Raw genomic sequence first — 16,888 nt, forward strand, 5'->3', positions numbered from 1 at the left:
CACAGTTGTATGGGCGGGTTTTGAAACTAATTTCTTGGTTAAGAAACTAAAATAACTTACTAAACCCACCCCTACCATTTAAAATTTTATCACCGACCCCTATTTTTAACTAGCAATTAATTGCAATCGAGCAGTTTTTTTCATTTGTTCTTTGAGCCAATTATCGAACAATTCATCGAGTAATTTTTGCTGCATTTCTTCATCGAATTGTGCCGGAATAATCTTTTCAATTCGGACAATTACCCAAATATCTTCGATCGCACTCGGAACACTTAATTCCCCTAGTTCACTAGTTTGCAAAATTTGCGCTAACTTAGGATGAGATAAACTCAATGGTACAGGGCCAATTAAACCACCAGTCTTAGCTTCTGGGCCTTCGGAATATTGTTTGGCAAGTTCGGTAAAAGTTTCTTTTCCTGTTTGCAAACGCGAGTAAAGTTCCTGAGCAAAAGCACCATCCCGCACTCGAATTAATGAATAAACATATTGATCGAGTTCTGATTTACGTTGGAGAAAGTAGTTTTCTAAATTCTTACCCCAAGTCGCTTCTTTAAACTTTTCAATTCTGAGTTGACGAGTTGCCAGATTGATTAATTGAGCTTCTGTCATCCCTTGTTCTTGTAACCATTTCTCACGTAAAACCTCAGTATTTAATTGACGTTGTTTGTAGAAATCTAAGCAGCATTCCGCTTGCTCTTTTGGCGTACAATCAAAAGGTGCGATCGCTTTATCAATTGCCATCTCTTCCCGAAGCTTTGGCAGCAGTTCGTATTGCTTCAACAAAGTAACTAAATCTGTTCCATTAACTGCGTGATTTCCTGCCCCATTCCCCACAGCAGAATTGCCAACTTGTAAAAGAGTTGGTTCTATATTACTATCAGCGATCGCCACTAAATGCGATTTCTCATCTTTCCCATTTGAATTGTTAATTTCACTCTTCGCCATTCTCATCCACAACGGCACCGAATTACCGCCAATTCCTGACTGAATCCAATTTAAATGATGCGGTAATAACAGCGATAAATCGTAATTTTCCAAAATTGTTTGTCTCGCTTTCGCCCGAATTTCACTCATTTTTTCCGGGTGATTTAAAGCTTCCTCAATCCGCGAAGCAATTTCTTCAGGAGAGAAGAACTCAGCTAATAAACCATTGACTCCATCTCGTATCATCTCAGTTACCGGAGCAGTATTAGAACCAACAACTAAACAACCAGTAGATAAAGCTTCCATCATTGACCAAGATAAAACAAACGGGCGAGTTAAATAAACATGAGCCGAAGAAGCTTGTAAAACTTGCACATATTCATCATAAGGCAGATGTCCAGTAAAGTGAACCCTCGACAAATCTAAAGGGAACTTTTCTAACATTAACTGCTTATAAGTTTTCCCATCCGGCAAAGTTTTACCATAAGCAACACGATCTTCCCCAACAATGACAACATGACATTGAGGGCGACGTTGTTGCAGCAAATAAATTGCCTCAATAAATTGGGGAAAACCTCGGTAAGGCTCCATACCTCGACCGACATAAGTCACCAGTTCTTCAACATGAGAAAGGTCAAGATTTAAGCGAGGTAAAACTAACTTTGCTCCCGGTTTAGGACAAAAGAAATTAGTATCAATCCCATCATGAAGAACTTTAATTTTATCTTGATATTCATCAGGGAATTGTTGCTTCTGCCAAGATGTCGGAGAAAGACCCCGATCGCAACTATACAAATCTAATAAAATCGGCGAATTTTTAATTCTAATTCGCGCTTCATCATCAGCACTTAAGCGATCGCTAGGATCGAAATCCGCATCAGAACCATGAGCATGATAAAACCACTCGAAATAACATAACAATTTAGCCTTTGGAAATATATCTTTCATTAATAAAGTTGGCCCCCAACCCGAATGACCATACACCACATCGGGAACAAAACCCCTAGCCTTAAGTTGATCCGCCATCCGATACACAGCTTGAGCTTGAATCACCGCACTTTCCAAAGGACGGACATAGTGGTGAGTTTCCGGTTGTACTTCTCGTTTTGGTTGATAAATCATTTTGCTCACACCAGGGAGACTACCTTCCCGGCGAGTAGTACCGAACACAACTTGGTGACGTTTATCTTTGGCTAATGCCCCAGCAACATGACGGAATTGAGCAGGAAAATTAGGATGTAAGAATAGGAAACGCATGGTTTTGTTTTGTAGTAATTTCCCACTGTCTCTTTACCCAGAGACAGCAGGAGATGAACAAAATTAATCTGAAACTAGCTCAGTGCGATTGAGCGATCGAGTGTGTGTATTTGGTTGGCCCCAGTACACACCCATTTTTTTAGATAGACTCAATGAAATCTGAAGCATCGAAAGCACCTCGATTTACCCCAGCCACAAAAGCGAGTTGTTCCGATTGAACCGGAGTTACTCCATCAGTGAGAACGTAGATCCGAGTTCCTGACACACCACCAATAGTAGCGTTCTGGAATCCTAGATCCTCGAATTCTAGAACCTCAAGTACGAAGTAGTCAGTACCATTTTGGAAGTCAGCGATCCAGTCACCCACCGGAGGAGCGATAATTGGCTCACCTGGATCGATCGGTTCAGGAACAAATTCGCTGTAAAGCAGTTGGAAGAAATCAGTACCAGCGCCGCCAGTCAGAGTATCGCGTACAGTTTGGGTTTCTGCGTCTTCACCACCAAAGAGAATGTCATTGCCACCGCCACCGATAACGCGATCGGCACCAAAGCCACCATCAAGGAAGTCATCGCCATTACCGCCATTGAGGATATCATTGCCAGCCAGAGATTCAGCTACACCAGCATCCCCATAAATGGTGTCATTACCAGCGAGTCCATTCAGCCTATCAGCACCCTCACCACCATCAATGTAGTCACCTTCAACCCCGCCATTGATGGTTTCTATGCCAGCGCCACCCAACAGTGTACTTGGGCCAGCACCGCCATCTAGGAAGTCGTTGCCGTCGCCACCATCGAGGGTATCAGCACCATCGCCGCCCAGGAGGGAGTCATCACCCGCATAGCCATAGAGAGCATCATCGCCACCTTCGCCTAAGATGGTGTCGTTGCCGCCGTTAACTGTCTCGTCACCTTCACCATAAAGGCTGTCATTGCCATCGCCACCTACGATCGAGTCAGCACCACCCGAAATAGAATCATCCTTAGTACCGTCGCCGTACAACTCGTCATCAAAGGCACTGCCAATCACGGTGTCATTTCCCGCACCGCCTTTGGCAGTATCCTCGAAGCCGCCATAAACCCAGTCAGCACCAGCACCACCATCAAGCAGGTCTTTGCCATCCTGAGTATCGCCAGCATTTGTCCCACCAAAGAGGGTGTCATTGCCAGCTTCACCATATAGCTCGTCTTCACCTGCATCCCCAAACAGTCTGTCAGCGCCACCGCCACCAAACAGGGTGTCTTTATCGAGTCCACCTCGGAGCAGGTCATTACCGCCTAACCCAAATAGCTCGTCATCACCAGCATTGCCGCGCAGCGTGTCGGCACTATTAGTACCTGTTAACGTATCAGCTTCTGCTGTTCCATTTCTTACAGCCATGATTTACTCCTCTTTCCAAATTGAAGTTATCTATGCGATCCGAAGATGATTAATGCAGTAAAAAAACTAAACGATTAGTTGCTTTTGTTTGCTCATCTCTCCCCCTCTCCCAGATTTAGGAGAGGGGTGCCAAAGGCATAGAGAGAAGCTTTAAAATTTGAGTAATCATCAAAAAAAGACTCCTTGTATCTCGATAAATTGGTTTAGGAGAATAGGAAAGTTGTGTTGGGTGAGTTAGTAATGTTGCTGCTGATATTCGCTTGGGTAAAGTTAGTCCCAACTAAAACCATTAAAATTTCGCCTGTTCCAAAGCCTGCATTTCCAGCGATGCCGTCTCCCACTCGGAACTGAGTATTAGTCCCATTTGCCGTATTGACCGTCCGCACATCAATTGCGGGAATACCACTAAAAGAAAGTAAATCTCTTCCTGTTCCTGTTCCGGTAACAAATCCATTAATCCGGTCTTGACCATTACCACTGCTGTAGCGAATCGTATCGCTGCCTGCACCGCCAGTAATGGTGTCATTGCCTGCACCGCCGACTAAAACATCAGCACCGCCACCGCCATCGAGGATATCATTGCCTCCACCACCCAAGAGGGTATCATTACCTGCTCCTCCGTCTAGATAATCATCTCCTCCAAGTCCGTTGAGGTTGTCGCTACCAGCAAAGCCGAAGATGTTATCTTTACCGCCTGTGCCGCTGATGGCGTTATTAGTTTCATCTCCAAGGGTTAGACCAAGGGCATCAACTGCGATCGCACCCGTCAAATCCGCACCCACAAAGGTAGCATTAGTAAAGTCACCTTTCGACAAATCAGCATTCCGCAAATTCGCATTAGTGAAATTCGCACCAATCGCCAGTCCGTTGATAAATACCCCTTCTGCACTAACTTGGGTAAAGTTCGCTCCACTTATATCTGTGTTATTAAAATTAGCGCCAGTCAGGTTGGTGACAGTATTCCCCAAAGGACTAAAATCAGCCCCCGTCAAAATCGCATCATCAGCAACAAAGTTGCTCATCAGAGCACCACGAAAGCTAAGATTACTCGATTGCCCAGGATTAAGTAGAACATCGCTGAGAGTAACTTCAGTAAAATTAGCTCCGTCAAAAATCGAATTTTGCAGCGTTACATCTGTGAAGTTTGACAGCCGAAAATCAGCGCCCGTTGCATTCACATTCACCAAGATGGTAGCTTCTAAGGTCGCTTCTTGGAAATTGGTATTGACTAAAGTCGCACCTGTAAAGTCAGCCGCTTTTAAGTTGGCGCTGAATAAATTGGCATTAGTAAAGTTCGCCCCTCTCAAATTCGGGCGTTCCGACTGTTCCCCACTGAGATTCGCTTCTTGCAAATTCGCACTAGTCAAGTTGGCATTTGACAGGTTGATCAATTTTGTATCGATCAGCGACATATTAGCCTGTCTCAAATCTGCGCCACTGAGATTGACATTCTCTAATGTTGCCAAGGATAAATCAGCAGGACCAAAATTAGCATTAGGCGCAAAGATTGCTAAACGTGCATTAACATTAATCCAAGTAGATTCCGAAAAATTCGTGCCTCTGAGTTGGGTGCGAGTCCCCGCAGCGTTGGGATCGAAGCGAACGTTTTCTAGTCGAGCTTTGAAAAATGTTGAGCCGTTAAGGTTTTGACCTCTAAAATTATTTCCAACTAAGTCTTGTTCTGCAAAGTTTAATGCTGGCATGATGCAATCCTCACAAAAAATTCCCTGGTTCCGAAACCCCTAGATTTAGATGCAAATTTAAAAATGCCGACTCTTGTTAACAATTAAGTTAAGGAATTAGTTTTGCCAAATTATTCCCTAATTTGTGTGGATGCACCCTTGAATTTGGCGTAGTCTGCCCTTTCAATTACGAGAATTGGAACGTAGTCCCAGCCGAGTCGATAATGTTGGTAGCAATATTTGCTTGGGTAAAGCTAGTACCAACTAAAACCATTAATATTTCCCCTTGTCCAAAACCTGTGTTTCCAGCAATGCCATCCCCAACTCGGAACTGTGTATTAGTACCATTTGCCGTGTTCACGAGACGCACGTCAATGTTGGCAATACCGCTGAAGGAAAGGAAGTCTCCACTCGCACCTGTGGTAAATCCGTTAACTCTATCTTGCCCATCACCACTGGCATAGCGAATCGTATCGCTTCCTGCACCTCCTGTAATCGTGTCGTTACCTGCTCCACCAACTAGGTAATCAGCACCAACTCCGCCGTTGAGGTTATCATTGCCGTCACCGCCATCCAGGGTATCGGCACCACCTGCTCCAGTCAGAATGTCAGCACCACCATTGCCAAATAAAATATCGTTGCCACCTGCTCCATTCAGGTCATTACCGCTTTGGTTGCCTGTAATGCTATTGGCGAGTTCGTTACCTGTACCGTTGAGCGCGGTGTCTGTCAAGACTAAGTTTTCCAGGTTGCTGCCCAAAGTGTAGTCAAGACTGGAAAAAACTGTATCTTCACCTGCGTCAAGATCTTCGCTGATTACGTCGCTGGCACTATCAATAATATAGGTGTCGTTGCCTACACCTCCCGCCAAGCTATCATTACCTGTGCCGCCGTCGAGAGTATCATCTCCACCAGCGCCACTTAAGGTATCGTTTCCGGCTTCGCCTTTCAAGTTGTTGTTGTTGGCGTTACCTGTAATGGTATTGGCGAGATTGTTGCCAATACCTTCTATAGCTGCACCTGTAAGATTTAGTCTTTCTATCTGGTCGCTTAAGGTGTAAGTTGTAGCGGTAGATTGGACAGTATCAGTTCCTTGACTGGCAAGTTCAATAATGACATCGCCAGCAGTGTTGACTGTGTAGGTGTCGTTTCCTGCTCCACCTTTCATGGTGTCATTGCCAGCGCCGCCGTTGAGATTGTCGTTGCCTGCGCCGCCGTCGAGGTAATCGTTTCCGCCATTGCCGTTGAGGTTGTCGCTACCACCAAAGCCGAAAATGTTATCATTCCCTGCTGTGCCGTTAATGGTATTATTGGCACCATCTCCAAGGGTTAGACCTATGGCATCAGCTGCGATCGCACCCGTCAAATCCGCACCCACAAAGGTAGCATTGGTAAAGTCACCTTTCGACAAGTCAGCATTCCGCAAATTGGCATTTGTGAAATTTGCACCGATCGCAAGTCCATTAAAAAATAACCCTTCTGCATTCGCTTGCGTAAAGTTGGCTCCACTCAAGTCAGTATCATCAAATTTCGCACCGACAAGATTTGTCACCGTGCTCCCAGAAGGACTAAAATCAGCACCCGTCAAAACTGCGTCATCTGCCAAAAAACCGCTTAAGTTAGCACCGCGAAATTTGACATTGCCTGTCACACCTGGATCTAGTGGCGCATCACTCAGAACTACTCCACTGAAATTAGCTAAATCAAAGGTAGCGTTTTTCAGGGTAATATCTGTTAATTTGGCTAACCGGAAATCTGCTCCTGTAGCATCCACGTTGACTAAAAGAGCAGAATCTAGATCGGCTTCTTCAAACTTGCCATTCGCTAAAGTAGCTCCAGTAAAGTCAGCTGCTTTCAGTTTCGCTTTAAAGAAGTCTGCTCCTGTAAAGTCAGTACCTCTGAGATTTGGTCGATCGGTTTGTTCCCCACTCAGATTCGCTTCATGCAAAATTGCATTAGTTAGATTAGCGTTTGACAGATTAATCCATTTCGTATCAATCAAAGATAGATTAGCCTGTCGCAAGTTTGCGCCGCTGAGATTGACATTCTCTAACTTTGCCTTGAATAAATTCGCTGGCCCAAAGTTGGAATTAGGGGCAAACATCGCTTGACTTGCATTAACGTTGTACCATTCAGACTCAGAAAAGTCAGTGCCTCTAAGTTGGGTGCGAGTCCCAGCAGCATTGGGATCGAAGCGAACGTTTTCTAATCTGGTTTTGAAAAAATTGGAACCGTTGAGATTTTGACCTCGGAAATTATTTCCAACTAGATTTTGTTCGCTAAAGTTTAGAGCCGCCATTCCAAATTATCTCCAATTGAGCCTGTAAAAAACATGAAAAAACTTGTAACAAGCAAAACTTTGCTTGCACAAATAGATTGAAATGTACAAAAGCATTTGTGCCGTATCACCAGACCCACAATTGAAGTCAGTGTTACGTAATTTAATCTACCTAGAAACTAGTAGCAAACCTGAGAGCTATCTATAGAAACAACATATTAGTAGTGCTTTCGACATCGCTGAGTTATCCACCAACTTTGTTAATTTAATTTAACAATACTAAAACAATGTTGCTGTTGTCAATCGAAAATACATAGGCAGATTCCCCTACTGAACTGAATTAGCATTGAAAATTTCATAAGTAGCTTTACGTAATTTTCATATTTGGCTTGATTTAATTTGTTAAGAAATAATAAGCAATACCTTTGTCTCAAGCCGATAGGTAAATTGATAAATCCTTGCCCCATCCAAGTTTCCGGCTAAGATTAATTGGCAATTAAAGAATTTTTTTTGGATGAGTTTCGTATTATTTATTACTAGAGTTTTTTTTGAGTACGTAACCAAATTGAATCGCGATTTATAGAAATTTTACAGAGAGAAAATAATTTTAGAAAAAAAAACTATCTTAAGCAGTAAATTTAGTAATTATTTTTTCCTAAAAATCCCTATCTTTCGATAGGTGTCTAGCCTTATCCGAAGCAATATGTTAGAATAAATTTTCTGCTAAATTTTCCGTATTTTTATATAGGTAATTAATTAGCACTCTTAAAGTATGCCACTTAAAAGATCGGGTGCGATGCTTTAGGCAAGTATCGAGAACCTTACGTTAACTTTTGTTAAACAAAGTTTTCTTGGGTAGCGAAGTATAATAAATTACTTACAATTAAGTAAATTTGTGGATCTCAGGTTGTCACTGAGAATCGCGTCCGAGAAATTGAAGAAATGGAAAGAACAAAAGTTTTTGGAATGATACCTGAACAAGGTAGATGGTTGTACGTTCCATTAGGGTTAATAGTGTTACTGTGTTTGGGTACAGTTTACTCCTGGAGCATTTTCCGTAAGCCTTTAGAAACTGCATTAAATATCGGAGCGACGGAAAGCTTATTACCATTTACAGTATTGTTGGTAGTTTTTGCGATTTTAATGCCAGTGACTGGCTTTTTTATTGATAAATATGGCTGTCGTACAGTAACAGCTGTTGGTGGTGTCGTCACCGGACTGGGCTACATTTTATCGAGTTTTGCTACCGACATTTCTACGTTAGTTTTTACTTATGGAGTAATTGCTGGTGCAGGGGTAGGAATTGCTTACGGAGTACCTTTAGCTGTGGCTGCTCGATGGTTTCCTGATAAAAAAGGGTTAGCAGTTGGCTTAACAGTAATTGGTTTTGGTTTATCGCCTTTAGTAACTGCACCAATTGCTAAAAGTTTGCTGGGAACCTATCAAGTAGGACAGAGTTTTTTGATTTTAGGTATTGCTTTTACGATCGTTATTTTGTTAGTTTCTGCGACTCTAAGTTTTCCGCCAAGTGGATGGAAACCCGCAGATTTGGCGACTTCTCAATCAATCAAATCAGCGACAAATGATGATGATGTAAGAATGTTGCAAAGTTCATCATTTTATGGACTGTGGATTTGTTATACTATTGGCACATTTGTCGGACTGTCAGCCATTGGTATTTCTAGTCCAGTTGCCCAAGAAATTATTAAACTGGATGCCGGAACCGCTGCTGCAACAGTTTCACTTTTCGCGGTTTTTAATGGTTTAGGTCGTCCTTTATTCGGTTGGTTAGCAGATAAGTATAAACCGAGAAATGCTGCCATTATTAACTATGTTCTCATCTTGATTGCTTCAATTTTAATGAGCAGTGCTGGTGAAGGAAATGTCGTCACTTATTTGGTAGCTTTTTGTTTATTTTGGTTGTCCTTGGGTGGTTGGTTAGCTATTGCGCCCACAGCAACTTTAACACTGTTTAACCCGACTAATTATGCCCAAAATTACGGGATTGTGTTTACTGCTTACGGTGTTGGTGCTTTGTTTGGTACGATCGTAGCTGGCAGAATTAGAGATATTTTTGGCAGTTACACATTAGCCTTCTATGTCACCGCTATTCTAGCAATTGTAGGAATAATCTGTGCTTGGTTTTTACTCAAACGATCTTGGAAAATTTCATCAAAAATGAATCTTTCCTAAAAGTTGTTGCGCTTTATACCAAATCCGGGTCAGTTATCCCCTTTATCATTGGGCGATTGAAATACGTGCTACGCACACGCTACGCGAACGCTACTACATAAACAAAGTCCGCCTACGCGGACTAAAGAATAGCGGGGGTATTTAAACCGGATTTGGTATAACCCCCCTTACTTAAGGGGGGGACAGGAAAGAATTAATAACTAGCAACTTGCGTTATTTAGTATTAAATCCCTAAACAAAGCTTCCAGGAGGGAGGTCAACAGGGAGTTGCTCAAGAACGACGTGACGAGGAGGAGTTGGCGGCGCTTCCTCTGGAGAGAGGTATGGAGGAAGGAAGTGCGGCGCTACGGTTCCTGGAGCGACTTGTGGATTTTCTCTTAGTCTCCTTACTTCTTCGAGCACATCTGGATTGAATATCAACTGGTCAAAACTCAATCCTTGGTTGGGAATTAAGCTATTACTCATAACATTCATTCCTAAACTGTCAGAAATCACAAATTGTTCTGCACTTTCACCGCTAATTAAAGCACTACTTCTTATACCACCATCGAGTAATTCATCTCTTACATTTGCCGTCATTGGATAGGTGCTACCTTCCGCAACACGATTTATAAAATTGATTGTGCCATCTGATTCTCCAATGAAAGCATCGAGAAAACCATCAGCGTTAATATCAGCTAAAACAGGTGTGGCATTTGTACCCACATCCGGTAAAGGGTTAGGTAACTGAAATGATGTAAGTGTATTAGAAGAATCAGAAGAAACTCCATTTGCAAATCCTGAAGTAGAGGTATTTATAAACTTTGGTTTTGTTGGCGTTCCCACATTTACAAAGTAGGTTGTTGTGCCATCTGATGTACCAATAAAAGCATCAAAATCTCCATCATTTTCTACATCTACAAAGTTAGGTGCTGCTGCACCAACCACAGCGTCTAACCCAAAAGGATTATTATCACCGCGAACAAAATTAGGATTAGTGCTAGTTCCAGTATTGCGGAAGAAAAGAGTTGTTCCTGTGGCAGTTCCGACAAACAAATCTCGATCGCCATCGCCATCAATATCTACAAAATCAGGATTAGCTAAACCGCCTCCACCACTAATTCCAAAAGGATTAATAATTGGAGGAGCAAAACTGGCACCATTCACACTTCCCCGATTGCGATAATAGTGAATTCGACCAAAGGTATCACCAGCAAATAAATCTCGATCGCCATCCCCATCAATATCAACAAAAGTAGGAGTGCTACCGTTTCCTAAATCTCGAATAATAACTGGGGTAGCAAAATTAGGATTAGTCGCTGTACCTTGGTTATGAGCAACACGAATTGTGCCATCACTCGCACCAATAAATAAATCGAGATCTCCGTCGCCATTCTCATCTATGAAAGTCAAATCACTGTTAGCACCGACATCAATATTGCTCAAAGAACCGAAATTTGCGGGGGCAATAAATGTGGGAATAGTATTACTAAAAGGATCGCCATCCGTAGCTGTATTGTTCTGATTACCTAATTGTGTATTAGTGAATTGGGTTGCACGACCATTTGGGTCAACAAAAAATGCCCCTCCCCTCGTAGCAGAATTATCAAAAAATAAAGCTGACCTGTCACGCCCAAAGTTAACGGTTCCTCCTTGAGAGACAAAAATCCCACCACCTAAACCATCAGCTTGATTACCCTGAAAACGCGCTAATGCTTCCGGATCAAAGTTGAGAGTTGCTCCCTCGGAAACAAAGATTGCACCTCCTGAACCACGGGAACGATTATTTATAAAATTCGTCGCTAATTCACGCGCACCCTGTCTGATCAAAACATCCGCACCAGGTCTAAGATGAAGTGCTCCCGCGTTTACGCTGCCTTGAGCAAAGCCATTTTGCAACAATACTCCTTCAAAGACCACATTTAAACCGGGATCTTGTTGCTCAATAATAAACAGTGAAGTGTTTCCCCGACCGTCAACACCAACTCTCTGTGTTGCAGAAGCAGATGGACGGAAAAATAAGCTATTACCTTGAAGGATCTGAATCGGACTGTTGATTGTAGCAATTTCGTTTAATTCAATGAAATCAGGGCCAGGAAATGCGCTGGTTGCAGTGAGTGCTACGGCTTCTCGTAGGGTGATCAGCCCATCATTAGGATCGTTAACATCATCGTATCGAGTAACTTGTACCGTTTGCATGAAGACACCTCTTAATACATTATTAATTGCTTAGATTTAGGTCTTTGTAAGTTACATTTTCACAGCTAGAATTCGCCCTAAATTTAGGGTTGGTTGCGATAACTTTATGTAGTTAATGCAATTTGTTTAACTCTGACCTTGTTCTATTTATAAATTAATAAAATGTTCTGGTCGATACAGAAAAGTTAAGGATTTAGCTCATCTATAAACTTAACTTTGGCGATCGCGTTAAGTACGTTGTTGCGCTTGAGCGCCAATTTTCGCGCCCAAGCGCAACAACGTACTGTTAGACATTTAGCAAGTTCCACAAAAATGGAGCATTAAAATCCGGGATAACTTCAAACGCCCCAAGATCGTAAAGTTTTTGCGGATCGTGAGTTGAAGAAATGCCAATTGTGCGAATTCCGGCACTGACAGCAGAACGAATTCCTGAAGGTGAATCTTCAAAAGCTAAAGCTATCTCCGGGGTAATATTTAACCGTTCCAGCGCCAGTTTATAAATAGCCGGATCGGGTTTTCCTTCGGTGACATCTTCTTCAGCGACAAATACAGCATCAAAGATTTCCGCTAATTCTAAAATTTCTAACATGAAATCTACATTTTTCCGGGGTGCATTAGTAACTAATCCAGTTTTTAACCCATATTCTTTTGTCCAATCAAGGATTTTTTCCAATCCAGCGAGAGGTTTTAATGATGGTGCTAAATCCCGAAAACGTGCTTCTTTATCTTCAGCAAACTTTTCGCTTTCTTCTAAGGTTAAATGAGGTAATATATCTTGAATAATAATTGGATTTAACCGCCCGCTAATCCGAGTTTGGTAGAAATTTATATCAATTTCTAATCCCTGTTCTAATAACATTTCTTGCCAAGCTTGAAAATGCAAAGGGTCAGTATTTACTAAAGTTCCGTCTAAATCAAATAAAATTCCAGCTAACATAATTTTTCAATTTTAGATTCGCAACTCATCATATCACGGTTCGTTGTGAACACTTCAGTGTTCCCTTAGTTTAAATTAAACGACTGAAGTCGATACAACAAACAATAAATATCATCTTTAAGGGGGAAACGATCGCCAACCCGACCAAGATAACCTGAATTAATAACTTTTGTAATCTCACAAACATTAACTCATGAATAACCCATTAATCCGAATTGTGCTGTTTGCTTTGTTACTCTTATTTCTGATTTATCCCTTTGGTGCTTTAAGCGGTGTCATGCTTTTATTGATTGGAGCAGTTTTTCTGTGGACAGTTTGGGGTATAGTAGAAGCGATCGCAGGTAATAAAACTTCGGACGATCGATCCTAAACAAGGAGTTAATTATGGGCTTGGGTTTACTCGCTGACGGTCGATGGATTTCAGAACGAGAACAAGAAGACTCACAAGGCAAATTTATTCGTCCGGCAACTACTTTCCGCAACCAAATTACAGCTGATGGTTCAAGCGGTTTTAAAGCAGAAGCAGGACGTTATCATTTATATATTTCTTGGGCTTGTCCTTGGGCGCATCGTACCGCAATCATGCGGAAATTGAAAGGTTTAGAAGATGTAATTAGTCTTTCAGTTGTACACCCAGTAATCGATCAAAATGGTTGGGAATTTTCCGAAGAACCGGGATGTATTCCTGACACTGTTAATGGTACAGATTATCTCTGGCAAATCTATCTTAAGGCAGATGAAAAATACGAGGGACGAGTGACAGTTCCCGTACTTTGGGATAAGCAAACAGGGGCGATCGTCAATAATGAATCCCGTGAAATAATCAAGCTATTTGATACACAATTTCAGGATTTGGCTAAGTCAGATTGGTACTTTTATCCTGAGAATTTGCGGGAAGCGATCGAGCAAACGATGGACAAGATTTACCAACCAATTAATAATGGTGTTTATCGTGCCGGATTTGCCACTAGTCAAACCGCTTATGAAGAGGGAGTAACCGATTTATTTAACGCCCTCGATTATTGGAATGAAGTGTTAGGAAAACAAAGGTATTTGTGCGGCGAACAAATCACCGAAGCTGATTGGTGTATGTTCACTACTTTATTGCGGTTTGACCCAGTTTACTACGGTCATTTTAAATGTAACTTACGCCATATTTGGGATTATCCAAACCTCTGGAATTACCTAAAAGAACTTTACCAAATTCCCGGAGTTAAAGACACTTGCAATCTTGACCACATCAAACGGCATTATTACATTAGTCACAACAAAATTAACCCGACTCGCATTGTTCCCAAAGGGCCGATAATTGATCTTGACTCACCGCACGATCGCGGATAGGGTGCAGGGGAGCAGGGGAGAGAAAAATTCAAAACTCTCTCCAGGGCGGGTTTTGTTGTTAATTCTTCTGCTGTGAGTCAAGAATTTTCTGCTAAACCCGCCCCTACAACTCAAAACTCAGAACTCCCTTAACCCCCAATCCCGCACTTTACAAGGTATACTCCTAAAAAGAGAGCCTTTATTATTTGCTGGTAATTTCCTGGGGCTGGAATTATGACATCCTATGTAACCTCCTCTGCTAGATCCGAAATGAGTGAATTGCGGCGTTTGAAGAGTCTGTTGCCGCCTGAAATGCAGAGTTGGGTGACGGTTGAGGGAACGACTGAAATCAATCCACCCCTGATCCGCTGTGAAGAAATCGGTAAAGATCAGGTAGAGATTCAAATTGATTTGGTGCGCTGGGATCAGCTGGCGTTAGATCAGCGCAATTTGGTGTTTTGGCACGAAGTTGCTCGGATTCAAAATGATACTATTCCGAAAGATGGTTGGGAAATGGCGGCGTTAGCGATCGGTTTAGGTGGCGCTGTCGGTGAACTTTGGGTGCAAGATGGGTTGCTGTTATTGTTAGCGTTGGCGCTGTGCGGTGTTTCTGGTTGGAGATTGTATCAGAAGAACAACGGAGAACGCACAATAAAAGAAGCGATCGATGCTGATGAAAAAGCGATCGCCCTCGCCGTCCGTTTTGGTTACACTCTCCCCAACGCCTACAAAAGTTTAGGTAGTGCTTTGAAAACTCTCCTCGATCAAAGCAACAACAAACGCCAACGCAGTCGCTACGAAGCAAGATTGCAAGCTTTAAAACGTAGTGCAAACAAAGCAAAAGCTAAAGCAAAAGCTGAACGTGGTGAAGAATTTTAGGGGACTGGGGACTGGGGACTGGGGACTAGGGACTGGGAAAGTTTTGGGTTGTAGGGGCGGGTTTAGCAGGTAACTTTTCCTTCTCACAGACAATCTTTCAACAAAACCCGCCCTTACACAGTTTTTTGCCCCCCTGCACCCCTGCACCTCTGCACCCTTTCCAAATACCTGAACATTTACTGAACATTAACAGAACTTTCCTGTAACGACAAAGACTCCTGCATCAAAGAAACTGAAATTAGTTGCAAGGAGTCTTAATTATGTCACTACTTATTGATAAGCAAGTTGCCAATTCATTAAACGGTAAAAATACTAAATCCAGCCTCAGCCAATATTTGCAAGGAGTGCAACATTTTGGCATTACCGTTGATGATATGGAAAAAGCTTTGGAATTTTATGTGGGAATTTTAGGGGGGAAAGTTGCGATCGGGGGTAATGGATTTTACGGCGAAGACTTGCAAAATTTGATGTTCCAAAAAGAACAATTAGAAGCCCTAGAAAGAGGCATTAGTCCCAAATGTATTGGCGTTCCAAACATTCTTGATGGTGCAGAAGAAGCTTTAGATGTGCGATTCATTTCTTTTGGGAATACCTGTGTTGAAGTGATTCATTTTCGGGATGCCAAACTAAACTATAAAGCGCCAAATATTTTCGCCAAAGTCCCTTCTTCTGTCGGTTATGCTAACGTACCGCACATTTCTTTTCACGTCAAAGATGATGTGGATTTGAATGAATTTGCTAAGTTGTTGGAAGAAGAATGTCAAAAGCGAGGTTTAACTGAAGTAGTAGTTAACAAAGTCATCACAGTTAACTCGGAAGCAGAGAGAAAAAAAGCCGGACTGCACTACGCTAAAACCGTTTTTCCTCCGGGAGAATTCGACGGTTGGGCATTATTTTACTGCAAAGGGCCAAATGGCGAACAATTAGAATTTAACCAAGTAACTCGGACAACTTTGGCTAATTTTAAAAGAGCGCAAAAAGAGTACAACCAAGAAGTTGACCGAAGCTTTATTTGGGCTTCTGATGCTTTACCAGGTAACGCTTCTGTTAATAATAATAATGGTAATTGGGAATGGCCTCATACAAAGAAATGGCCTAAATTCTCTGGTTCTAAAATCGACATTCTCAAGCAATTATTCCTGGCTGGAGAAGCGATGAATATTAACAACTTCGTGCAGTTTTTTACTGAAGATGCTGTTTACCAATTTGGTAATTTTTCCGTAGTTTACGGACATCAAGGAATCAAAGATTCTTCTATGGCATTTTTGGAAAATTGCGAAGGTTTGCATCATCATTTAACGAATATGTGGCAACTTTCGGAAGAGTTGGTAATTGTAGAAATGATCAATACTTATGTCCGTCATGATGGCAAAATTATTACTTTGCCTTGTGGTGACACGGTACGTTTCCGAGGTGACAAGATTTGTGACATGAGAATTTACATGGATATTGCACCTCTATTTTCCGAATAAATTTCAGTTCGTTGTATCGACTTTAGTCGTTATAGGACTGAAGTCCCTACTACGAACTTGCTTTTTTTACGAGTGATTTAACCATGAAAAATAAGCAGCTATCTTACCAAGAATTAGAGTTGATTGAAATCTCTCAAACTGGATTTCAAAACTTTAAGCTCAAATGCTTTTCTTGGTTAGTAAAATTCTGGGGTTTTCTAGTTGAAGTTTGCACAAAAGAACCAGAATTAAAGATTGTTGAACGAAAAGATCGCGCAGGTAATACCTTTTATTACATTGACGATCCAATGACAGATCGATCGTTTTACTGTGCTTCAGAAGAAGAGGTGTTGATCTGGTTGGAACGACGCTATTATCAACAAAACAACAAAGGTCTTTAATCAACTA

The 16,888-nt window shown here is 41.9% G+C and carries 12 protein-coding genes and 1 pseudogene; 6 read left to right on the forward strand and 7 right to left on the reverse strand.

Going from position 1 to position 16,888, the window contains the following annotated elements; translation table 11 throughout:
• Positions 1 to 105: 105 nt before the first annotated feature.
• The 5 genes and pseudogenes from ACE1B6_RS25990 to ACE1B6_RS26010 all read right to left on the reverse strand — a co-directional run bounded on the left by ACE1B6_RS25990 (position 106) and on the right by ACE1B6_RS26010 (position 7,543).
• The gene (locus ACE1B6_RS25990) at positions 106 to 951 is read right to left on the reverse strand and encodes a peptidylprolyl isomerase (protein WP_413260378.1); all 846 of its coding nucleotides are present in this window, start codon (positions 949 to 951) and stop codon (positions 106 to 108) included.
• A gap of 33 nt (positions 952 to 984) precedes the next feature.
• Positions 985 to 2,181: pseudogene (locus tag ACE1B6_RS25995) on the reverse strand (glycosyltransferase family 4 protein); the annotation flags it as partial.
• Positions 2,182 to 2,320: 139 nt separating this feature from the next.
• Entirely contained in the window at positions 2,321 to 3,562 is a 1,242-nt protein-coding gene (locus ACE1B6_RS26000) for a calcium-binding protein (protein ID WP_413260193.1), read from the reverse strand.
• 203 nt (positions 3,563 to 3,765) lie between these two features.
• Positions 3,766 to 5,265, reverse strand: a complete 1,500-nt coding sequence (locus tag ACE1B6_RS26005) for a pentapeptide repeat-containing protein (RefSeq protein ID WP_413260194.1) — start codon at positions 5,263 to 5,265, stop codon at positions 3,766 to 3,768.
• 166 nt (positions 5,266 to 5,431) lie between these two features.
• Positions 5,432 to 7,543, reverse strand: coding sequence for a pentapeptide repeat-containing protein (locus ACE1B6_RS26010; RefSeq protein ID WP_413260195.1), 2,112 nt, complete (start codon positions 7,541 to 7,543; stop codon positions 5,432 to 5,434).
• A gap of 921 nt (positions 7,544 to 8,464) precedes the next feature.
• Between ACE1B6_RS26010 and ACE1B6_RS26015 the strand changes: the two genes are divergently transcribed.
• A complete protein-coding gene (locus ACE1B6_RS26015) occupies positions 8,465 to 9,715 on the forward strand; it encodes an L-lactate MFS transporter (RefSeq protein WP_413260196.1) in 1,251 nt (416 codons plus the stop codon).
• A 231-nt stretch (positions 9,716 to 9,946) separates the two neighbouring features.
• Here the strand turns inward: ACE1B6_RS26015 and ACE1B6_RS26020 are convergent, their stop codons facing one another.
• On the reverse strand, positions 9,947 to 11,893 hold the full coding sequence (locus tag ACE1B6_RS26020) for an FG-GAP repeat domain-containing protein (protein WP_413260197.1): 1,947 nt from the start codon (positions 11,891 to 11,893) through the stop codon (positions 9,947 to 9,949).
• Between the two features lie 286 nt (positions 11,894 to 12,179).
• On the reverse strand, positions 12,180 to 12,830 hold the full coding sequence (locus tag ACE1B6_RS26025) for an HAD family hydrolase (RefSeq protein ID WP_413260198.1): 651 nt from the start codon (positions 12,828 to 12,830) through the stop codon (positions 12,180 to 12,182).
• 193 nt (positions 12,831 to 13,023) lie between these two features.
• Here ACE1B6_RS26025 and ACE1B6_RS26030 point away from each other — a divergent pair, with 193 nt between their 5' ends.
• From ACE1B6_RS26030 to ACE1B6_RS26050, 5 genes are all read left to right on the forward strand, one after another.
• On the forward strand, positions 13,024 to 13,200 hold the full coding sequence (locus ACE1B6_RS26030; RefSeq protein WP_413260199.1) for a hypothetical protein: 177 nt from the start codon (positions 13,024 to 13,026) through the stop codon (positions 13,198 to 13,200).
• A gap of 14 nt (positions 13,201 to 13,214) precedes the next feature.
• Positions 13,215 to 14,171: a glutathione S-transferase family protein gene (locus ACE1B6_RS26035; RefSeq protein ID WP_413260200.1), complete on the forward strand. Its 957-nt coding sequence runs from the start codon at positions 13,215 to 13,217 to the stop codon at positions 14,169 to 14,171.
• 213 nt (positions 14,172 to 14,384) lie between these two features.
• Complete coding sequence (locus ACE1B6_RS26040; protein ID WP_413260201.1) at positions 14,385 to 15,029, forward strand: DUF3318 domain-containing protein; 645 nt, start codon at positions 14,385 to 14,387, stop codon at positions 15,027 to 15,029.
• Positions 15,030 to 15,289: 260 nt separating this feature from the next.
• A complete protein-coding gene (locus tag ACE1B6_RS26045) occupies positions 15,290 to 16,501 on the forward strand; it encodes a nuclear transport factor 2 family protein (protein WP_413260202.1) in 1,212 nt (403 codons plus the stop codon).
• Positions 16,502 to 16,584: 83 nt separating this feature from the next.
• Entirely contained in the window at positions 16,585 to 16,881 is a 297-nt protein-coding gene (locus ACE1B6_RS26050) for a hypothetical protein (protein ID WP_413260203.1), read from the forward strand.
• The last annotated feature ends 7 nt before the right edge of the window (positions 16,882 to 16,888 follow it).

The organism is Floridaenema fluviatile BLCC-F154, from assembly GCF_041929135.1.
Classification (GTDB): Bacteria; Cyanobacteriota; Cyanobacteriia; order Cyanobacteriales; family Aerosakkonemataceae; genus Floridanema; species Floridanema fluviatile.

Coding starts and splice junctions, on each gene's coding strand:
- ACE1B6_RS26035 (WP_413260200.1), top strand. CDS start 13,215: ATGGGCTTGGGTTTACTCGCTGACGGTCGATGGATTTCAGAACGAGAA.
- ACE1B6_RS26000 (WP_413260193.1), bottom strand. CDS start 3,562: ATGGCTGTAAGAAATGGAACAGCAGAAGCTGATACGTTAACAGGTACT.
- ACE1B6_RS26030 (WP_413260199.1), top strand. CDS start 13,024: ATGAATAACCCATTAATCCGAATTGTGCTGTTTGCTTTGTTACTCTTA.
- ACE1B6_RS26020 (WP_413260197.1), bottom strand. CDS start 11,893: ATGCAAACGGTACAAGTTACTCGATACGATGATGTTAACGATCCTAAT.
- ACE1B6_RS26050 (WP_413260203.1), top strand. CDS start 16,585: ATGAAAAATAAGCAGCTATCTTACCAAGAATTAGAGTTGATTGAAATC.
- ACE1B6_RS25990 (WP_413260378.1), bottom strand. CDS start 951: ATGAGAATGGCGAAGAGTGAAATTAACAATTCAAATGGGAAAGATGAG.
- ACE1B6_RS26025 (WP_413260198.1), bottom strand. CDS start 12,830: ATGTTAGCTGGAATTTTATTTGATTTAGACGGAACTTTAGTAAATACT.
- ACE1B6_RS26010 (WP_413260195.1), bottom strand. CDS start 7,543: ATGGCGGCTCTAAACTTTAGCGAACAAAATCTAGTTGGAAATAATTTC.
- ACE1B6_RS26015 (WP_413260196.1), top strand. CDS start 8,465: ATGGAAAGAACAAAAGTTTTTGGAATGATACCTGAACAAGGTAGATGG.
- ACE1B6_RS26045 (WP_413260202.1), top strand. CDS start 15,290: ATGTCACTACTTATTGATAAGCAAGTTGCCAATTCATTAAACGGTAAA.
- ACE1B6_RS26040 (WP_413260201.1), top strand. CDS start 14,385: ATGACATCCTATGTAACCTCCTCTGCTAGATCCGAAATGAGTGAATTG.
- ACE1B6_RS26005 (WP_413260194.1), bottom strand. CDS start 5,265: ATGCCAGCATTAAACTTTGCAGAACAAGACTTAGTTGGAAATAATTTT.